The sequence below is a fragment of the Ectopseudomonas chengduensis genome, from assembly GCF_900102635.1.
GTDB classification, from domain to species: Bacteria; Pseudomonadota; Gammaproteobacteria; order Pseudomonadales; family Pseudomonadaceae; genus Aquipseudomonas; species Aquipseudomonas chengduensis.
On record NZ_FMZQ01000020.1, the window covers coordinates 1 to 18,648 of the forward strand.

17 protein-coding genes are annotated in these 18,648 nt (G+C 62.4%); 10 read left to right on the forward strand and 7 right to left on the reverse strand.

Annotated elements, in window-relative coordinates; genetic code table 11:
* Positions 1-389: 389 nt before the first annotated feature.
* The 3 genes from BLS08_RS26455 (at position 390) to BLS08_RS23360 (ending at position 2,010) form a co-directional block, all read left to right on the forward strand.
* Complete coding sequence (locus BLS08_RS26455) at positions 390-950, forward strand: hypothetical protein (RefSeq protein WP_017675797.1); 561 nt, start codon at positions 390-392, stop codon at positions 948-950.
* A gap of 85 nt (positions 951-1,035) precedes the next feature.
* Positions 1,036-1,305 (forward strand): hypothetical protein, encoded by a 270-nt coding sequence (locus BLS08_RS23355; protein WP_017675798.1) that lies wholly within the window; start codon positions 1,036-1,038, stop codon positions 1,303-1,305.
* 294 nt (positions 1,306-1,599) lie between these two features.
* On the forward strand, positions 1,600-2,010 hold the full coding sequence (locus BLS08_RS23360) for a lysozyme inhibitor LprI family protein (RefSeq protein WP_017675799.1): 411 nt from the start codon (positions 1,600-1,602) through the stop codon (positions 2,008-2,010).
* A gap of 55 nt (positions 2,011-2,065) precedes the next feature.
* Here BLS08_RS23360 and creC read toward each other — a convergent pair whose 3' ends face one another.
* From creC to BLS08_RS23390, 6 genes are all read right to left on the reverse strand, one after another.
* Positions 2,066-3,487, reverse strand: a complete 1,422-nt coding sequence (creC, locus tag BLS08_RS23365; RefSeq protein ID WP_017675800.1) for a two-component system sensor histidine kinase CreC — start codon at positions 3,485-3,487, stop codon at positions 2,066-2,068.
* Between the two features lie 3 nt (positions 3,488-3,490).
* On the reverse strand, positions 3,491-4,171 hold the full coding sequence (gene creB, locus BLS08_RS23370) for a two-component system response regulator CreB (protein WP_017675801.1): 681 nt from the start codon (positions 4,169-4,171) through the stop codon (positions 3,491-3,493).
* A gap of 224 nt (positions 4,172-4,395) precedes the next feature.
* Entirely contained in the window at positions 4,396-4,836 is a 441-nt protein-coding gene (locus BLS08_RS23375) for a CBS domain-containing protein (RefSeq protein WP_017675802.1), read from the reverse strand.
* A gap of 58 nt (positions 4,837-4,894) precedes the next feature.
* The gene (locus BLS08_RS23380; RefSeq protein WP_017675803.1) at positions 4,895-6,925 is read right to left on the reverse strand and encodes a methyl-accepting chemotaxis protein; all 2,031 of its coding nucleotides are present in this window, start codon (positions 6,923-6,925) and stop codon (positions 4,895-4,897) included.
* Between the two features lie 162 nt (positions 6,926-7,087).
* Positions 7,088-7,597, reverse strand: a complete 510-nt coding sequence (gene rloA2 / locus BLS08_RS23385; protein ID WP_017675804.1) for a retropepsin-like aspartic peptidase RloA2 — start codon at positions 7,595-7,597, stop codon at positions 7,088-7,090.
* 239 nt (positions 7,598-7,836) lie between these two features.
* Complete coding sequence (locus BLS08_RS23390; RefSeq protein WP_017675805.1) at positions 7,837-9,075, reverse strand: HD-GYP domain-containing protein; 1,239 nt, start codon at positions 9,073-9,075, stop codon at positions 7,837-7,839.
* Between the two features lie 162 nt (positions 9,076-9,237).
* Here BLS08_RS23390 and BLS08_RS23395 point away from each other — a divergent pair, with 162 nt between their 5' ends.
* The 7 genes from BLS08_RS23395 (at position 9,238) to aauR (ending at position 16,949) form a co-directional block, all read left to right on the forward strand.
* The gene (locus BLS08_RS23395) at positions 9,238-10,131 is read left to right on the forward strand and encodes an acyltransferase (protein WP_017675806.1); all 894 of its coding nucleotides are present in this window, start codon (positions 9,238-9,240) and stop codon (positions 10,129-10,131) included.
* Positions 10,132-10,388: 257 nt separating this feature from the next.
* Positions 10,389-11,297 carry a glutamate/aspartate ABC transporter substrate-binding protein gene (locus BLS08_RS23400; protein WP_017675808.1) on the forward strand — a complete coding sequence of 303 codons (909 nt, stop codon included), beginning with the start codon at positions 10,389-10,391 and terminating at the stop codon, positions 11,295-11,297.
* Between the two features lie 216 nt (positions 11,298-11,513).
* The gene (locus BLS08_RS23405; protein ID WP_017675809.1) at positions 11,514-12,260 is read left to right on the forward strand and encodes an amino acid ABC transporter permease; all 747 of its coding nucleotides are present in this window, start codon (positions 11,514-11,516) and stop codon (positions 12,258-12,260) included.
* Entirely contained in the window at positions 12,257-12,925 is a 669-nt protein-coding gene (locus BLS08_RS23410) for an amino acid ABC transporter permease (protein WP_026088468.1), read from the forward strand. Before BLS08_RS23405 ends, BLS08_RS23410 begins: the two co-directional genes overlap by 4 nt.
* Positions 12,922-13,656 carry an amino acid ABC transporter ATP-binding protein gene (locus BLS08_RS23415; protein WP_017675811.1) on the forward strand — a complete coding sequence of 245 codons (735 nt, stop codon included), beginning with the start codon at positions 12,922-12,924 and terminating at the stop codon, positions 13,654-13,656. The genes BLS08_RS23410 and BLS08_RS23415 overlap by 4 nt, the downstream gene beginning before the upstream one ends.
* Before the next feature lie 108 nt (positions 13,657-13,764).
* Positions 13,765-15,633, forward strand: coding sequence for a sensor histidine kinase (locus tag BLS08_RS23420; protein WP_033377329.1), 1,869 nt, complete (start codon positions 13,765-13,767; stop codon positions 15,631-15,633).
* Positions 15,630-16,949, forward strand: coding sequence for a two-component response regulator AauR (gene aauR, locus BLS08_RS23425; RefSeq protein ID WP_017675813.1), 1,320 nt, complete (start codon positions 15,630-15,632; stop codon positions 16,947-16,949). Before BLS08_RS23420 ends, aauR begins: the two co-directional genes overlap by 4 nt.
* A 163-nt stretch (positions 16,950-17,112) precedes the next feature.
* Here the strand turns inward: aauR and fdhA are convergent, their stop codons facing one another.
* Complete coding sequence (gene fdhA / locus BLS08_RS23430) at positions 17,113-18,312, reverse strand: formaldehyde dehydrogenase, glutathione-independent (protein WP_017675814.1); 1,200 nt, start codon at positions 18,310-18,312, stop codon at positions 17,113-17,115.
* Positions 18,313-18,648: the final 336 nt, after the last annotated feature.

Genomic DNA, 18,648 nt, shown 5'->3' on the forward strand with positions numbered 1-18,648 from the left:
CTAAAAGCCTCAGTGCCGTACGCTCAGGCCGTAGCTTTGCGCGCCAACGCAAACGCGCAGCCAGCCGAGGTTGTGAGGGCTACAAACCGACGCGCTGAAGAAACACCACCGCCCAACCTCCGTGCAAAAAAGCTGGCCACAAGCGGTCGGCATAGGCTCGTCCGGAGAACGAGAAATCTCGCCTAGACAGCCGGAACAGACGATGATCACATCACCGCCAGCCCAGCTAGACCGCCTGATTGAGCGGCAGAGGCCTGGTCATCGCCCGACGGCCATGGCGGCTGGCTGCTTCGGGGGGCTTGCCTTGGGCAGGGCTGCAGCTTAGGTTGATGACATTGGGCTAAAGCCAGCCCCTTAGCTTAATCGTTATGCACCAATAGGATTCACTCATGGAACCTGACAGAATTTACTTTAAGGACAATCCTTGGCCAGAAGGGCATCCAATCAAGGCGTTCTCATGGTTGGCGAAGGTGGTGGGTGAAGATGTGTGGTTCGATCTGCATCTTGAGTCAGTCGATTACTATGCGGAGCGCGACATAGAAGACGATGAGGATGTCGATTATCCATCTGACTGGGCCGCGCCGATTGTCTGGGGTAATTATCACTCATGCACGCTGTCTTCCAATTATTGGCACAATGGCGGATTTAGGGTGTGCGCAGTCGCCGAATACACACCTGAGCTTCTGGACGGTCTTGAGGTAGTAGTCGATCCGAATCCCGAAGCCCTAAAGGACTGGGATGACCTCGCATTTCATATCTACTTGCTTGGCCATGATGCGGTCGGCAAGCACCGGATCAGGTTTGAGCGGATCGGCAACTCTATGCAATTCAAAATTACGTGGTTGGGTGCGATTGCTCAGGCATATGTGGGCGACTATGAGTTCAAGCACGAGTTTACAGCCTTGGTGGACGCAGCAGAGTTTCCAGAGCTATCCAGCAGAAATGCATAACAGGTTGCTGCACGCGGAAAAATTACTCGCTGCGCTCCCAATTTCACGGTGAGCAAAGCGTTAGATCTAAAGGAGCAGCAATTACATGGCAGTCACACAAGACCAAGTGTTGGCGTTCGCTATCTACGAAATCCGGCAATTGCTCGCCTATCATTTAGGTAGCGACGACACTCCTGATCCAGCGGTAAAAGCTGCAGCCCATCTGGCATATGCTCTCCATAACCAAGCTGACGCTATCCTGCAAGGGCGCACATTCGATCCTCAGCAGGCTATAGAGTCTCTGAACGTAGTAGATCGAATGCTGGCAACCAATTTTCAAGCTAGGTTCTTACAATCAGTTAGCCATGATGTCTAACTAAGCAATAACAGCAATAACAGGGGACAGACCACAATTTACGGATAAATCAATCAGCCCCTTATTATTCATGTGACTTACTACGCAGGTAGATACCTGTACCACAGCAGAATCATCGTAACGCCAACCCAACCAGAGCAACTCCCAGCGCAAAAAGCCAAAGTTGCCCGCAATAAGAAATGCAGGTGCGCACAAAAATTAGTCTTACGTTCAAGCTGTACCTTTTTCGTCCTCAAACGATGTAAAACACCATCTCACTCAAGCGAAAAGCCCGCCCTGGCGCAGGATACGATCATGAATGGACTCCCTCTCTCACTCGCCCTCCTTCTCATCTCCAGCACAACCTTTGCTGCCGAGGAAGATGATGATCCCTGCACGGTTCAAGGTGGTGGCGTTATGGCGGGTTATGCCTGCGCTGCTCAGCGATACAAGGTCGCCGATGACCAGCTCAATGCCGAATACAAGAAAGCCATCCAGCGAACGGAAGAGGAGCAGACAGCATTGCGCGAAAACTGGCCGAATACGGAACTGGTCAGCCTGCTCCGTTCGGCACAGCGGGCCTGGCTGAAGTTCAGGGATGCCGAGTGTCAGTTCACGGGGATTTCCTCGACACCCTCGCCCTGGCAGGGCGTTCAGGTGGAGGAGTGCAAGTTGCGCATGACCATCGAACGAACAGAGCACCTGAAAGGCGTTCACTCAGGTTGAACAAAAGGTTCGCGGCTGAAGCCCCTCCCACAGGGCTGCCGGTGAGAGACGCAGCCTAGGCAGGTAGCGTCAGGCTCACTTCCACCCCGCCTTCGACATTACCGATCTGCAACTCGCCGCCATGCAGCTCGGCCACCTCCTGCACGAAGTTCAGGCCCAGCCCGGTGCTCTTGCGCCCGCCGCCGGGGCGGGCCAGGGAGTAGAAGCGCTCGGTCAGGCGCGCCAGGGCGTAGTCGGGGATGGCTTCGCCCTGGTTGAACAGGCGCAGGACGATACGCTCGCCATCGCGCTCGGCGGCGATGCGGATACGCCCACCGGGCGGGGTGAAGTCCAGCGCATTGTCCAGCAGATTGGCCAGTGCCTGGCGCAGCAGGAAGCGCTCGCCGCGCAGGCTGAGGCCTGCTGGCACAACCTGTTCGATCTGCAGGTTGGCGGCGGTGACACGCGCCTGTTGCGCTTGCAGCAGTTCGTCCACCAGTGGCGCCAGCGGCACCGCCACGCGTTCTTCCAGCCCCTGGCGTTGCTCCACCTGAGCCAGGTGCAGCAGGCGTTCGATCAGGTTCTGCAGGCGCGCGCTTTCCTGCTGGATATTGGCCACGAAACGCTGGCGCTGCTCGGCCGGCATGTCGCCGTCGAGCAGTTCGGCGGCGCCGCGGATGGCCGCCAGCGGGCTCTTCAGCTCGTGGGTCAGGGTGTGCACGTAGCGCTCGACGTAGGCCTTGCCTTCCAGCTCGGTGCGCATGCGCTCCACCGCCTTGGCCAGTTGCCCCAGTTCACCGCCGCGCACGTTCGGTGCCTCGGCACGTTGTCCCTCACTGACCGCCTGGGCGTAGCGAGTGAGCTTGCCCAGCGCGGCGCTGAGCCACCAGGACAGCCCCGCGCCAATCAACAGGCCAAGGCCGATCAACCCGGCACCGAGCCAGCCAAGACGCGTTTGCGAGCGCTCGATATAGGGCTGCAGGGTGCGGTTGGGTTTGGCCACCGAGACCACGCCGATGATCTGCTCGCCATCCCTGATCGGTGCGGCGACGTACATCACCGAAGAGTCGGGATCGTCCGGCTCTTCACGGGTCGAGCGGGCGCCGTATTGGCCGCGCAGGGTCAGCAGCACGTCGTTCCAGCGCGAATAATCCTGGCCGACCGCCAGGCCAGTGGAGTCGAGCAGGACGATGCCCTGGGCGTCGGTGACGTAGATGCGGTGGTTGACCTCGGCCTTGGTCAGCCCCCAGATGCTGGCCTGCGGCTGGCGCCGGCCATAGGCTTCCAGCGCTTCGTGCAGACGGCCCTGGCCGAGGGTACCGGCCTTGACCTCGTCGCGCAGGATCTCGGCCAGCAGGTTGGCGGTATCGACCAGCGTCTCCTCGGTGCTCTGGCGTACGCCGGGGCGAATCTCGTCCATCACCGTGCTCAGCACGAACCAGCCGGCCAGGCCAACGAAGAGGAAGTAGACGAGGAAGATGCGCACGCCAAGTGGCATGACTCAGGCCTCCGGTTCGAAACTGTAGCCCAGGCCGCGATGGGTCTGGATCGGCTCTTCGCTCGGGGCGATGGCGCGCAGTTTGGCGCGCACGCTCTTGATATGGCTGTCGATGTTGCGCTCGTAGCCAGCCTCGCTGGCCACGCCTAGGGCATCGAGCAATTGCTCGCGCGAATAGACCCGGCGTGGCTGTCCGAGCAGCGTGCGCAGCAGGCGAAATTCGTGGCGGGTCAGGCTCAGGGCCTGGCCGTGGTAGTGGATGCGAAAGGCGGCATCATCGATCTGAAAGGTGCTCGGCACGCTGGCTGCTGGTGTTTCACGCGGCGCCACGCGTTTGAGGATGGCCTTGACCCTGGCAGCGACCTCACGCGGGCTGAAGGGTTTGACCACGTAGTCGTCGGCGCCGATTTCCAGGCCCACCACACGGTCGATCTCCTCGCTGCGTGCGGTGAGGAAGATCACCGGCACCTCGGAGAAACGGCGCAGGCGCTTGCACACTTCGAAGCCGCTGATATCGGGCAGGCCGACGTCGAGAATCGCCAGGTCGAAGGCGCCGTTTTCCAGCAGCGTCAGGGCCTCGCCACCGAGGCTCGACCAGTGCGTGACGAAGCCTTCGGCCTGCAGGGCATAGACCAGCGTATCGGCAATCGCGGCTTCGTCTTCGACTATGAGTATCTGCGGCATCGGGCGTCCTGCACCTAGTGGGCAACGGCGGCAGACTGCCGGGGGCCGGATCATGCGTCAAGCGGACGATAGCGTAGGACTGGGGCAGCCCGTCAGGGGTGGTTGGCGGGTTGCACCCGCCCTACGCGACAAGCGCCTCCCACAAGGTTTTCGCTCACCTTTGGCCCGGATGCAATCCGCGAAATCGTGCCATTCGTTCCCCGGATTGCATCCGGGCTACGCGCTCAGGGAATCTCGCCGCGGATGTACTGCTCCAGCTGGCGGATCAGGTCGGCCTGTTCGGCAATGGTTTCCTTGACCAGGTCACCGATGGACAGCAGGCCAATCAGTTCGCCTTCGGCCAGCACCGGCAGGTGGCGCAGGCGGCGCTCGGTCATCAGCTCCATGCAGTACTGCACGCTGTCACGCGGACCGACGCTGATGACGTCGCTGGTCATGATTTCACTGATCTTGGTGTTGAGCAGCGAACGCTCGGCCAGCGCTACCTTGCGCACGTAGTCACGCTCGCTGACGATGCCTACCAGGCGCCCGCCGGAGAGCACCACCAGTGCCCCGACACCCTTTTCGGCCAGTACACGCAAACCGTCGAGCAGGGAATCCTCACGGTCGACGCTGTAAACGTAGGCATGGGCTTTATTGCGAAGAACTTCTGCGGCGGTTTTCATGCTGACGACTCCTTTTGTTGTTATCCGTTTTTAGCAGAGTTGGCCGCCGCGGTCAGCCTCACTCGAGGCTGAATCGTCCAGTATTCTGCGCCAGCCCTTCGCTGCCTCGGCGCAGTTGCTCGGCGGCGCTGCTCACGGCCTGGGCGCCGTCGAGCAGTTGTCCGGCGGCCTGATCGACCTGCTGGATATTGCCACTGACCTCATCGGCGGTGGCCGCCTGCTGCTCGGCGGCCGTGGCGATCTGCGCCAGACGGTCGCTGACGCGCTGCACCGAGTCGACGATGTTCTGCAGTTCATCACCCATGGCCAGCACGCTGCCGATGTCGCCGTCGGCCTGGCTGCAGGCTTCTTCCATCAGGGTGACCGACTGGCCAACCACGCGCTGCAGATTGTCCACGGTCTGGGCGATTTCCTGGGTCGAGTCCTGGGTGCGTTTGGACAGCGAGCGCACTTCGTCGGCAACCACGGCAAAGCCTCGACCGGCCTCGCCCGCGCGCGCCGCCTCGATGGCGGCATTGAGTGCCAGCAGGTTGGTCTGCTCGGCAATGCCCTTGATCACCTCGACCACGCGGTTGATCTGCTGGGTCTGATCACGCAGTTGCTGCAACGCAGCGGCGCTGTCGCCGAGACGGCTGCTGAGGTGGCGCATGCTGGCGCTGGTGCGCTCACTGCGCTGGTTGCTGCTCAACGCCACCTCGCGGGTCTGCTGCGCTTCCACCGCTGCCTGCTCGCAGCTTTGCGCCACGCTCTGCGCGGTGGCGGCCATCTGCGTCGCGGCAGTGGCGATCTGACTCATCTGCGCCTGCTGCTGCTCGACGGCATCCAGGGCGTCACGCGCCTGGCCACCGAGCAGTTGCACCGTGCTGTCCAGTTGCTGGCTTTCGCGGTTGACGCCCTGCAGCGAGTCGCGCATCTGCTCGACCGCAGTATTCAGCGCCTGGGCGATGGCGGCCAGGTCATCACGGCCGTTGACCTCCATGCGCACGCGCAGGTCGCCGTCACGCAGACCACGCGCAGCTTCGATGATGTTGCTGGTGCTGATGCGGATCGAGGCGTTCAGGCATATCAGCACGTACATTGCCAGCAGGGTCAGCACGCTGAAGGCACCGATCACCTCGATCATCGAGTGCAGTGCCTGCTGCCGGTAATGACCGAGGCTGGCGCTGAACTGTTGATAGAGCGCCTGCTGCAGGCCCTGCAGCTGGCTTTCCAGCGCCTCGACACGCTGTACGAACTGCTCGGGCGTGAGCGCCATCGGGCTGGCCTCGAACATGTCGCGATCGATCTGGGTGAGGAAGTCGTCGAATGCCTTGAGCGAGGCGTCAAAGGGCGCGCTCAGCTGGCGCATGGCCTGCGGCGCCTCGCGCGACAGGGTGATCTGCGCCTTGACCAGTTGCGCCCGCTGCTCGTCCAGGCTGCGGCGCAGGTCGCGGATCAGCACCCGGCTCTGCAGGGTGAAATGCTGCGAGACCACGGCGCCATGGCCCTGAGCGGCGAAGGTGCCAAGCTGCTCGAGCAGCCGCGGCATGACGTAGGTGATCTGCTCCATCATCAGGTAGGTGTCGAGGCGCGGATCGAGAATCAGGGTGCTGTCGGTCGCCACCTGCTCGCGCAGGGCGATCAGGTACAACAGCGCCTTCTGGTAGCGCTCCAGTGCATCGGGCAAGGGAACCTTGGTCAGCCCAGCAGCTCGCAGACCGTCGCGCTCACCCTGCAGGGCCTGGAAATGCTGGCGCGCCTGATCACTGATCAGCTCGCTCTGCAGCGGCTCGGCGGCCTGCTGCAAAGCCTCGTCGAGCCTGGCCTCGCGCTGCTGCAGCAGCCCTTGCGCGGCATTCTCGGTGCCTTTCCAACGCGCCAGCAGGGTGCGCTGGGCAATCAGCTCATGCTGCACCTGCGCCATGCGTTCCAGCGCTTGCGCACCTTCCACCTCGAAGTCCACGGACTGCAGACGTGACAAGTAATCACTGCTGATGACCCACAACGCGTATCCGAGCGGAAGCGCGAACAACAGGAACACCAGCTGAAACTTGTGGGCAAAACTGAAACGCTGCAGCAGCCGTACACCCGGCTTGAGTACTCCCGTCATAGCGACACCTCAACGACCTAAAGGGCCTACAGGCCTGGCAAAGAATTGCATGTAGCAAAAAGCAGGCCCGGCGCCCCTTGGGGCAAGGAAGTCGATACTGGGCACTCTCGACGAGTGTAATGGCCAATGAGTATCAGCCTTTTCCGAAATGCGACAATTAACTCAGCATTGGGGACGATCGCGGGTGTAGCGCTCGGCCGGGTCCACGGCTGCACCAAGATCGCGCATGGCGCTGGCACCGATCAGCAGCGGATAGCTGAAAGTGCTGCGATCCGTCAGGTTGACTTCGATGGTGCGTTCCTCTTCGCCCAGGCAGATCGGCATCTCGATCACCGGACGCTGCGAATAGGCGACTTCCTTGATCTCGGCGTCACTCTCTTCAGCGCGCTTCTTGATCTCGGCGATGCGCACGAGCGGGTGTTCGTAAACCGTATCCTCGGCACCATCGACGGCCAAGCGGAAGCGTACCCAGTCTTCACCGTCGCGCTTGAAGGGTTCGATGTCCTTGGCCGATAGCGAGGCGGTCATTGCGCCGGTGTCCATCTTGGCCTTGAGGGTCTGGCCCAGAGCAGGGAGCTTGATCAGTTCGTAGCGGCCGTAAAGGTCCGGTTGTTCATCGGCCATGGTCGGCAGACTGATGGCGGCGGCCAGCAGGAGCAGAGCGTATTTCAAGGTCAGGTCCTCTCGTTTGCGGTGACCGAACCTACGACTGCCATGCGCCTGCCGCGTTCCACCAGAAGCGTTACAACATGCTGCGTACAAGCGCTATTTTTTAACCTGAGGTTTCCGCACGCCGTCAGGGAGACACTGAAAAAATCGTCATGCCCGCGCAAGCGGGTATCCAAAATCTGCGAAGCATCTGGGCTCACGCCTTCGCGGGAGTGACGACAGATGGCTTTTGCAGAACAGCCTCAGCGGCCGCGCCCCTCCAGATCCATCCCACTCCACAACTCGTCGAGCCGCTCGAAGCCCCACTCTTCGGCCGACTCACGCCCGACGATGCGGTCCTGATCGGTGATCTTGCTCAGATCGACGACGCTCTGCGGCAACGGCAAACGTGACTTGGCCGAGAAGAACACCTTGACCCTGGGCGCCAGCAGCGCCTTGGGATTCTGCTCCATGACTACCGCCAGGCGTCCACTTTGCAAACGCACCAGCGCGCCGACCGGGTAGATGCCGACGGTCTTGACGAATGCCTGGAACACCAGCTCGTCGAAATGCCCCTTCCACTCGGCCATCTTGCGGATCGACTCGGCCGGGTCCCAGCCCTGTTTGTAGGGACGGTTGGAGGTGATGGCATCGTACACGTCGCAGACCGCGCCCATTTTCGCCATCAGGCTGATCTGCTCGCCCTGCAGGCGGTGTGGATAACCGCTGCCATCGACCTTCTCGTGGTGATGCAGGCACACGTCGAGGACCAACGCACTGACCTGTTTGCTGGCGATCAGAATGCCACCGCCCTCCTCCGGATGCTTGCGCACCTTGGCGAACTCGTTGTCGGTGAGCTTGCCGGGCTTGTCCAGCAACTCCTGCGGTACGGCCATCTTGCCAATATCGTGCAGCAAACCGGCCAGCCCGGCCTCGCACACAGCCGCTTCAGGCAGGCCGAGCTGACGCGCCAGGGCGATCATCAGCGCACACACCGCGACCGAGTGCATGTAGGTGTATTCATTGCTGTGCTTGAGCCGTGCCAGGCTGATCAAGGCATTGGGGTGGCGCATCACCGACTCGGAAATTTCCTCGACCAGCGATTCGGCCTGCTCGAACTGCAGCGCCTGGCCCATGCGCGCATCGCAGAACATGTCCATCACCGCCTGCTTGGAGCGCGCGCAGAGCTTCACGGCCTGCTCCAGCTCCTGCTCCATCGACAGCGCCTTGACCTTGGGCGGCTCGATAGCGGCCAGTAACCGCGCCTCGGCTTCGCACTCGACCTCGGCTTCTGTCGCAGCTTTCACGCCAACGGCGACATCGCTGCCCTTGCTGACGTCGATCCACAACTCGGTGATCGCACTATCGCGAATACGAGCGAGGTCTTTTTCGGAGTTGAGGACAAACTTGGACTTCCAGAAGGGATGATCCATCCAGGAGCCGCAGAACTCCTGGATGAACATTCCGACGCGTAGATCAGCGACGGCGATCCGTTTGAGCATGGTGCATACCGGCAGGTTGAAGCGCCTTCCGTGGGCGGGATGTCCCGTGGTGACGATCATTGGCTTATAGACGCTGATCTGGCAATAGGCCAGTGGGGGGAGCTTTGAGCAAAATGCCGTGCTTGCATAAGATGGCCGCTCACTGCCCGCCATGGAGTCGACATGCGCCCTCTGCTGACCGGCCTCGCCAACATCGTCCTGCTGCTCGCCAACACCCTGATCCTGATCGGCCCGTTGCTGCTGATCGCCCTCGCCAAGCTCGTCTTGCCCGGACAAAGCGCCCGCGACACCTGTTCGCGCGGGGTGATGTGGGTGGCCGAATTCTGGGCGGAGAACTGCAAACGCATCTTCGCCCTGCTGACGCCGACACACTGGGACATCCGCGGCAACGCCGAGCTGCGCAGAGACCGCTCCTACCTGGTGATCAGCAATCACCAGTCCTGGGTCGACATTCCCGCCCTGGTGCAGGCCTTCAACCGCAGGACGCCCTACTTCAAGTTCTTCCTCAAGCAGCAACTGATCTGGGTGCCCTTTCTCGGCCTGGCCTTCTGGGCGCTCGATTACCCCTTCATGAAGCGTTACTCCAAGGCCTTCCTCGACAAGAACCCGCACATGAAGGGCAAGGATCTGGAGATCACCAAGGCCGCCTGCGAGAAGTTCAAGCGCCTGCCGGTGACCGTGGTCAACTATCTCGAAGGCACCCGCTTCACTGCGGCCAAGCGGGCCCAGCAGCAGTCGCCCTACCGCTACCTGCTCAAGCCCAAGGCCGGCGGCGTGGCGTTCGTACTCTCGACGCTGGGTGAACAGATCGATGCTGTGCTGGACGTGACGCTGGTGTATCCCGGCAAGCAGGTGCCGGGGTTCTGGGCCCTGCTCAGCGGCCAGGTGCCGAAGGTGATCATGGATATTCAGACACTCGAACTGGATCCGGCGCTGTACCAGGGCGATTACGAGAACGACCCGGCTTTCCGCCTGCAGGTGCAGGACTGGGTTTCGGACCTGTGGCTGGCCAAGGACAAACGCATCGAGCAGTTGCGCAGCGAAAACCACGACTGACTGTCGGCACCGCACCGGGCGTCGTTCGGATTTCCGAATACGCCCGCACGCAATGGTCGGAAGAGCGAACGAGCAACGCTTGAAGATAACCTGAAGTTAAAAATTTAATTCATATAAATCAAATAGTTAACAAATTATCGAAGCCCTCGAAAACGCTGGCACACAACCTGCTCAAGTCACTACAGGAATGCAATAGACCTTCCATGAGCAAAGTGGCGTACCGCGCCATCACAACAACAACATCGAGGATTCGATTCATGCGTACCTTCCACCGTGTACTGAGCGTGGCCATTGCCGCCGCCGTCCTTTCCACCCCGGTGACCGCTGCGGAACTGACCGGCACCCTGAAGAAGATCAAGGACAGCGGCACCATCACCCTGGGCCATCGCGACTCGTCCATTCCCTTCTCCTACTTCGGCGACAACTCGCGCCAGCCGATCGGTTACTCCCACGACCTGCAACTGAAAGTGGTCGAGGCGATCAAGCAGGAACTGGGCATGCCGGACCTGAAGGTACGCTACAACCTGGTCACGTCGCAGACCCGCATCCCGCTGGTGCAGAACGGCACCGTCGACCTGGAGTGCGGCTCCACCACCAACAACATCGAGCGTCAGCAGCAGGTCGACTTCTCCGTCGGCATCTTCGAGGTCGGCACCCGCCTGCTGGCCAAGAAGACCAGCGGCATCAACGATTTCGAAGACCTCAAGGGCAAGAACGTGGTGACCACCGCCGGTACCACGTCCGAGCGCCTGATCAAGTCGATGAATGCCGAGAAGAAGATGGGCATGAACGTGATTTCCGCCAAGGATCACGGCGAGTCCTTCCTGATGCTCGAATCCAACCGCGCCGTCGCCTTCATGATGGACGACGCCCTGCTCGCCGGCGAAATGGCCAAGGCCAAGAAGCCGGATGACTGGGCCGTGGTCGGCACTCCGCAATCCTTCGAGATCTACGGCTGCATGGTGCGCAAGGGTGACGCTGGCTTCAAGCAAGTGGTCGACAAGGCCATCAGCGACACCTTCGCCTCCGGCGAGATCAACGGCATCTACGCCAAATGGTTCCTCCAGCCAGTGCCGCCGAAGGGCCTGAACCTGAATTTCCCCATGAGCGACGAGCTGAAGAAGCTGATCGCCAACCCGACCGACAAATCTGCAGAACAGATCTGACGGTAAACCTGCGCCAGCTTCACAAGAGCTAGCACAGCACCGTAGGGCGGGTGCAACCCGCCAACCCGATCGTCCACGACGACTCTGGCGGGTTGCACCCGCCCTACGGTTCTTTCTCCTGATGGATAAGGGGCACAGCCGCCACCCGCGGCTGGGGCACGCTGCTGCGCGCTCGGCCCCTCCAACCCAAGCTTTAGCCACACGGGGGTCACCCGCATGAATTACAACTGGGACTGGGGTATTTACTTCAAGTCCACCGGCATTGGCAGCGAAACCTACCTGGACTGGTTCATCACCGGCCTGGGCTGGACCATCGCCATCGCCCTGGCTGGCTGGATCATCGCCCTGGCACTGGGCTCGCTGCTCGGCGTGATGCGTACCCTGCCGAACCGCTGGCTGTCCGGCCTGGCCACCGCCTACGTGGAAATCTTCCGCAACGTGCCGCTGCTGGTACAGCTGTTCCTCTGGTACTTCCTGGTGCCGGACCTGCTGCCCGAGCCACTGGAGCTGTGGTTCAAGCAGGATCTCAACCCGGCCACCTCAGCCTATCTCTCGGTGGTGGTGTGCCTCGGCCTGTTCACCGCCGCGCGGGTCTGCGAACAGGTACGCACCGGCATCGAGGCGCTGCCCAAGGGGCAGACTGCCGCCGCTTACGCCATGGGTTTCCGCCTGCCGCAGATCTACCGCAACGTGCTGCTGCCGCAGGCGTTTCGCATCATCATTCCGCCGCTCACCAGCGAGTTTCTCAACATCTTCAAGAACTCCTCGGTGGCCTCGCTGATAGGCCTGATGGAGCTGCTGGCGCAGACCAAGCAGACCGCCGAATTCAGCGCCAACCTGTTCGAGGCCTTCACCCTGGCCACGCTGATCTACTTCACCCTGAACATGAGCCTGATGATGATCATGCGCCTGATCGAGAAGAAGGTTGCCGTGCCCGGCCTGATCTCCGTAGGGGGTAAATGATGGATTTCAGCGAAATCATCCCCGCCCTGCCGGGCCTGTGGGACGGCATGGCGATGACCCTGCAACTGATGGCCCTGGGCATCATCGGCGGCGTGGTACTGGGCACACTGTTGGCCCTGATGCGCCTGTCGCACAGCAAGTTGCTGGCGAACATTGCCGCCACCTACGTCAACTATTTCCGCTCGATCCCTTTGCTGCTGGTGATCACCTGGTTCTACTTCGCGGTGCCGTTCATCCTGCGCTGGATCACCGGCGAGGACACCCCGGTGGGCGCGTTCAGCTCGTGCCTGGTGGCCTTCGTGATGTTCGAGGCGGCCTACTTCTGCGAGATCGTGCGTGCCGGTATCCAGGCCATTCCCAAGGGCCAGATGGGGGCCTCCCAGGCGCTCGGCATGAGCTACGGGCAGAGCATGCGCCTGATCATCCTGCCGCAGGCCTTCCGCAAGATGACGCCGCTGCTGCTGCAGCAGAGCATCATCCTCTTTCAGGACACCTCGCTGGTGTACACCGTGGGCCTGATGGACTTCCTCAACGCCGCACGCTCACGTGGCGATATCATCGGCCAGCCCCATGAGTTCCTGATCTTCGCCGGCCTGGTCTACTTCACCATCAGCTTCGCCGCCTCGCGCCTGGTCAAGCTTCTGCAAAAAAGGTTAGCCGTATGATTTCCATCCAGAACGTCAACAAGTGGTACGGGGACTTCCAGGTGCTGACCGATTGCAGCACCGAGGTGAAGAAGGGCGAGGTGGTCGTGGTGTGCGGGCCGTCCGGCTCGGGCAAATCGACCCTGATCAAGTGCGTCAATGCGCTGGAGCCGTTCCAGAAGGGTGACATCAACGTCGACGGCACCTCCATCGCCGACAAGAAGACCAACCTGCCCAAGCTGCGCTCGCGTGTCGGCATGGTGTTCCAGCACTTTGAGCTGTTCCCGCACCTGACCATCACCGAGAACCTGACCATCGCGCAGATCAAGGTGCTCGGCCGCAGCAAGGAAGAAGCCACCAAGAAGGGTCTGGCCCTACTCGATCGCGTCGGTCTGGCTGCCCATGCGCACAAGCATCCTGGTCAGCTCTCCGGTGGCCAGCAACAGCGCGTGGCCATTGCCCGTGCCCTGGCCATGGACCCGGTGGTGATGCTGTTCGACGAGCCGACCTCGGCACTCGACCCGGAGATGGTCAACGAAGTGCTCGACGTCATGGTGCAGCTGGCCCAGGAAGGCATGACCATGATGTGCGTGACCCACGAGATGGGCTTCGCTCGCAAGGTCGCCGATCGGGTGATCTTCATGGACGCCGGGCAGATCGTCGAGGATTGCCCCAAGGAAGAGTTCTTCGGCGACATCAACGCCCGCTCCGAGCGCGCCCAGCAGTTCCTGGCGAAGATCCTGCAGCACTGACCTGTCGCGCCTGACGTAGCCCGGATGCAATCCGGGGATGACCGTTCACGGCTTCCCGGATTGCATCCGGGCTACACATCCACATATCTGGCCAGTCTGGGGAGGACTATGATGCAATGCCTGCCCGCCCCTTCTCGCGCCGATCTGACCGTGAAACCGCGCCTGCTCCGCCACCTGTCGCTGATTCTGCTGTTCCTGCTGCTGGTGCTCGGCTGCGGCTACGCCGCCTATCACATCAGCGACCGCGCCGGCATTCGTGCGCTGGCCGAGAACGGCGAGCGTCAGCTGGAGCTCAACGCCCGCGCGGTGGAAAGCGAAATCACCAAATACACCTACCTGCCCAGCCTGCTGGAGCTGGAAGGCAACGTCTCGCGCCTGCTGCTGGCGCCTACGGCCTATCGCCGTCATCACGTCAACATGTACCTGCAGGGTCTCAACGAACGTAGCGGCAGCCTGGCCATCTACGTGCTCGACCTGGACGGCCGGGTAATCGCCACCAGCAACTGGGACGAGGCCGACAGCTACCTCGGCGAGGACCTGTCGTTCCGCGCCTACTACCAGGACGCCATCAAGGGCCGTCCGGGCCGTTTCTACGGTATCGGTAGCACCACGGGAGAGCCTGGCTACTACCTGGCTCATGGCCTGCGTGAGGGCAATCGCATCATCGGCGTGGCGGTGGTCAAGGTGCGCCTCGACGCGCTCGAGGAGCGCTGGCAACGCGCGCTGCTGGAGGCCTATGTCAGCGACGAGAACGGCATCATCATTCTCGCCAGCGATCCGATGGTGCGCCTGAAGTCCGTACGTCCGCTCGACGATGCAACCAAGGAGCACCTGGCGCGCAGCCTGCAATATCACTGGGCGGCGCTAGAAGAACTGCAGCTGTTCAACCGCTCGCCGCTGGACGAAGGTATCGAACAGGTCAGCTTCGCCACCGCCGGCGCGCCCGCCAACTACCTGCTGCAGACGCGCCGCCTGGAAGACACACCCTGGCACCTGACCCTGCTCAGCCCGCTGCAGGAACAACGTAGCGCGGCCATGAGCCACGGCATGCTGGCGGCAGTGGCGGCGGCCCTGCTGGCCTTTCTGCTGATCGCCTGGAACGAGCGGCGCAAGGTCATCGCCACCCGCCTGGCCGCCCGCGAGGCACTACAGGCGGCCAACGACGAACTGGAACGCAAGATCACCGAACGCACCGCCGACCTGCAGGCCAGCAACGAGCGCCTACAGGCCGAGGTGCGTGAGCGACAGCAGGCCGAGACCACCCTGCGCCAGGCCCAGGACGAGCTGGTGCAGGCGGGCAAGCTGGCGGTGATCGGGCAGATGTCCACCAGCATCGCCCACGAACTAAACCAGCCGCTGGCAGCGCTGCGCACCCTGTCCGCCAATGCCGTGCGCTTTCTCCAGCGCGGTGCGCTAGATGTTGCCAGCAGCAATCTGCAGAACATCGCCGAGCTGGTCGATCGCATGGGCAAGATCACCGGCAGTCTGCGCGCCTTCGCCCGCCGTAGCGGCGACCAGGGCGAGGCGTCGCTGCAGCAGGCGGTGGACGCGGCGCTGCTGCTGTTGCACCCGCGCCTGCAGCGCACCCGCGTGCAAATCCACCACACGTTCACCGAGACGCGCCTGAATATCGAGCAGATTCGCCTGGAGCAGATTCTGGTCAACCTGATCAGCAACGCCCTCGACGCCCTGCAGCCGCAGACCGACCGACAGATCTGGCTGAGCGGCAGCCGTGAGGCCGAGCATTATCAGTTGGAAGTGCGCGACAATGGCCCCGGTATCGCCCCGGAAACCCGCGCGCACCTGTTCGAGCCCTTCTTCACCACCAAGCCGGGCGAACAGGGTCTGGGCCTCGGCCTGACCCTTTCTGCCAGCCTCGCCGCCGCTGCCGGTGGCAGCCTCACCGTGCGCCACCCCGAAGAGGGCGGAACCGCCTTCGTCCTCAGCCTGCCCTACCCGCGAGAGCCACAAGCATGAGCGACCGCCTCACCGTCCTGATCGTCGAAGACGATCCCCATGTGCTGCTCGGCTGCCAGCAGGCCCTGGCGCTGGAAGACATCCCCAGCATCGGTGTCAGCAGCGCCGAAGAAGCGCTGGCGCAGGTCGACGCGGACTTCGCTGGCATCATCGTCAGCGACATCCGCCTGCCCGGCATCGATGGCCTGGCGCTGCTCACCCGCCTCAAGCAGCGTGATCCGAGCCTGCCGGTGGTACTGATCACCGGCCACGGCGATATCGGCATGGCGGTCAGCGCGATGCGCGACGGCGCCTATGACTTCGTGGAAAAACCCTTCTCCCCCGAGCGCCTGGTAGACGTCGCCCGCCGCGCTCTGGAGCAACGCAGCCTGGCCCGCGAGGTCAGCGCCCTGCGCCGCCAACTGGCCGGGCGCCAGGCGCTGGAGCAGCGCATCATCGGTCGCTCGCCAGCCATGCAACAGCTGCGCGAACTGATCGCCAACGTCGCCGATACAGGCGCCAACGTGTTGATCGAAGGCGAAACCGGCACCGGCAAGGAACTGGTCGCCCGTTGCCTGCACGATTTCAGCCGCCGGCAGAGCAAGCAGTTCGTCGCCCTCAACTGTGGCGGCCTGCCGGAAAGCCTGTTCGAGAGCGAGATTTTCGGTCACGAGGCGCATGCCTTCACCGGCGCCGGCAAACGCCGCATCGGCAAGATCGAACACGCCGACGGCGGCAGCCTGTTCCTCGACGAGATCGAGAGCATGCCGATCAACCTGCAGATCAAGCTGCTGCGCGTGTTGCAGGAGCACAGCCTGGAGCGCTTAGGCTCGAACCAGTCGATCACGGTCGACTGTCGGGTGATCGCCGCGACCAAGGCGGATCTCGGTGAGCTGGGCAAGCGTGGCGAATTTCGCAGCGACCTGTATTACCGCCTCAACGTGGTGACCCTGGAGCTGCCACCGCTACGCGAGCGGCGTGAGGACATCGCCCTGCTGTTCGAACACTTCCTGCAACTGGCGGCGCTGCGCTTCGACCGCGGCGTGCCGGAGCTGGATCGACACACCCTGGCGGCGCTGACCGCCCACGACTGGCCCGGCAACGTACGCGAACTGCGTAACGTTGCCGAGCGCTTCGCCCTCGGCCTGCCGGTGTTCAAGAAAAGCGGCCAGACCGACAGCAACGCGCTGGGCTTCAACGAAGCCGTGGAGGCCTTCGAGCGCAACCTGCTGGGTGCGGCCCTAGAGCGCCACGCCGGCAACCTCAGCCAGGCGGCGCAGGCACTGGGCCTGGCCAAGACCACGCTGTTCGACAAGGTGAAGAAGTACGGGCTGTAACCACCGCAGCCGCGGTAGGAGCGGCTTCAGCCGCGAAAAAGGTGAACCCGGAACGACCTCATGCAAAACAAAAAGGGAGCCCGCAGGCTCCCGAAAGACGACGCCAACAACTGCGCCTTTGCCGTGAAAGGTAGCGGCCTGGGACTAAGCCCAGGTCACGCCGTCACGCCGCACTGAAGGTCTTGTGCGGGTCGATGACGAATTTCTTCGGCACGCCAGCATCGAACTCGCCGTAACCGCGCGGCGCATCGTCCAGGCTGATCACCTGCACACCGACCACTTCGGCGATATTGATGCGATCCCACATGATGGCCTGCATCAGCGCGCGGTTGTACTTCATCACCGGGGTCTGGCCGGTGTGGAAACTGTGCGACTTGGCCCAGCCGAGGCCGAAGCGGATGCTCAGGGAGCCGATCTTCGCCGCCGCATCCACCGCGCCCGGATCTTCGGTCACGTACAGGCCGGGGATGCCGATCTTGCCGGCCACGCGCACGACACCCATCAGCGAGTTGAGCACCGTGGCCGGCGCCTCCTGCTGGGCACCGGCATGACCGTGACCACGGGCTTCGAAGCCCACGGCGTCGACCGCGCAATCCACTTCCGGCTCGCCCAGCAGATCGGCGATCTGTTCATGCAATGGCGTGTCTTTGGACAGGTCGGCGATTTCAAACCCCTGTGCCTTGGCATGGGCCAGACGTGTTGGATTCACGTCACCGACGATCACCACCGCAGCACCCAGCAGGCGCGCCGAGGCGGCAGCGGCCAAACCGACCGGACCCGCGCCAGCGATATACACCGTGCTGCCCGGTCCGACACCGGCAGTGACCGCACCGTGATAGCCGGTGGGCAGGATGTCGGACAGGCAGGTCAGGTCACGGATCTTCTCCATGGCCTTGTCGCGATCCGGCAGCTTGAGCAGGTTGAAGTCGGCGTAGGGCACCAGCACATACTCTGCCTGGCCACCGGTCCAGTCGCCCATGTCGACGTAGCCGTAGGCGCCGCCGGCACGCGCCGGGTTGACGGTCAGGCACACGCCGGTGTGCTGTTCCTTGCAGGAGCGGCAACGGCCACAGGCGACGTTGAAGGGAACGGACACCAGATCACCGAGCTGCAAACGCTCGACGTCGCGGCCCTTCTCGATCACCTCGCCGGTGATCTCATGCCCCAGCACCAGGCCGACCTGCGCAGTAGTACGGCCACGCACCATGTGCTGGTCGGAGCCGCAAATATTGGTGGAAACGACTTTCAGGATGACCCCGTGCTCGATCTTCTTGCCGCGCGGGTCCTGCATTTTCGGGTAGTCGATCTTCTGCACTTCGACCTTGCCCGTACCGAGATAAACCACACCACGATTACCAGACATGCGTAACTCTCCTTTCTTGTTGTGGACACAAGACGCGACCGACTGGCCGCGCGGCCTTGCACTGGAGCTTGTTGCGTCTGTTGCCGGAAACCACCGGTGAAACCTGGCAGGGCGGCTTCCGTAGGGTGGGCCGAGCGGCGATCCGCTTTAGCCCACCAATAACTTTCTTCGTTGCGCCTGGTGGGCTAAAGCCCACCCTACAAGTGGCATCGTTACCGTAGGGTGGGCTTTAGCCCACCAAATAGCGTTTTCCGTTGCGACTCCTTCTGTAGGGTGGGCCGGGCGGCGTTCTGCTTCAGCCCACCTAAAAAATCTGTGGGCTGAAGCCCACCCTAC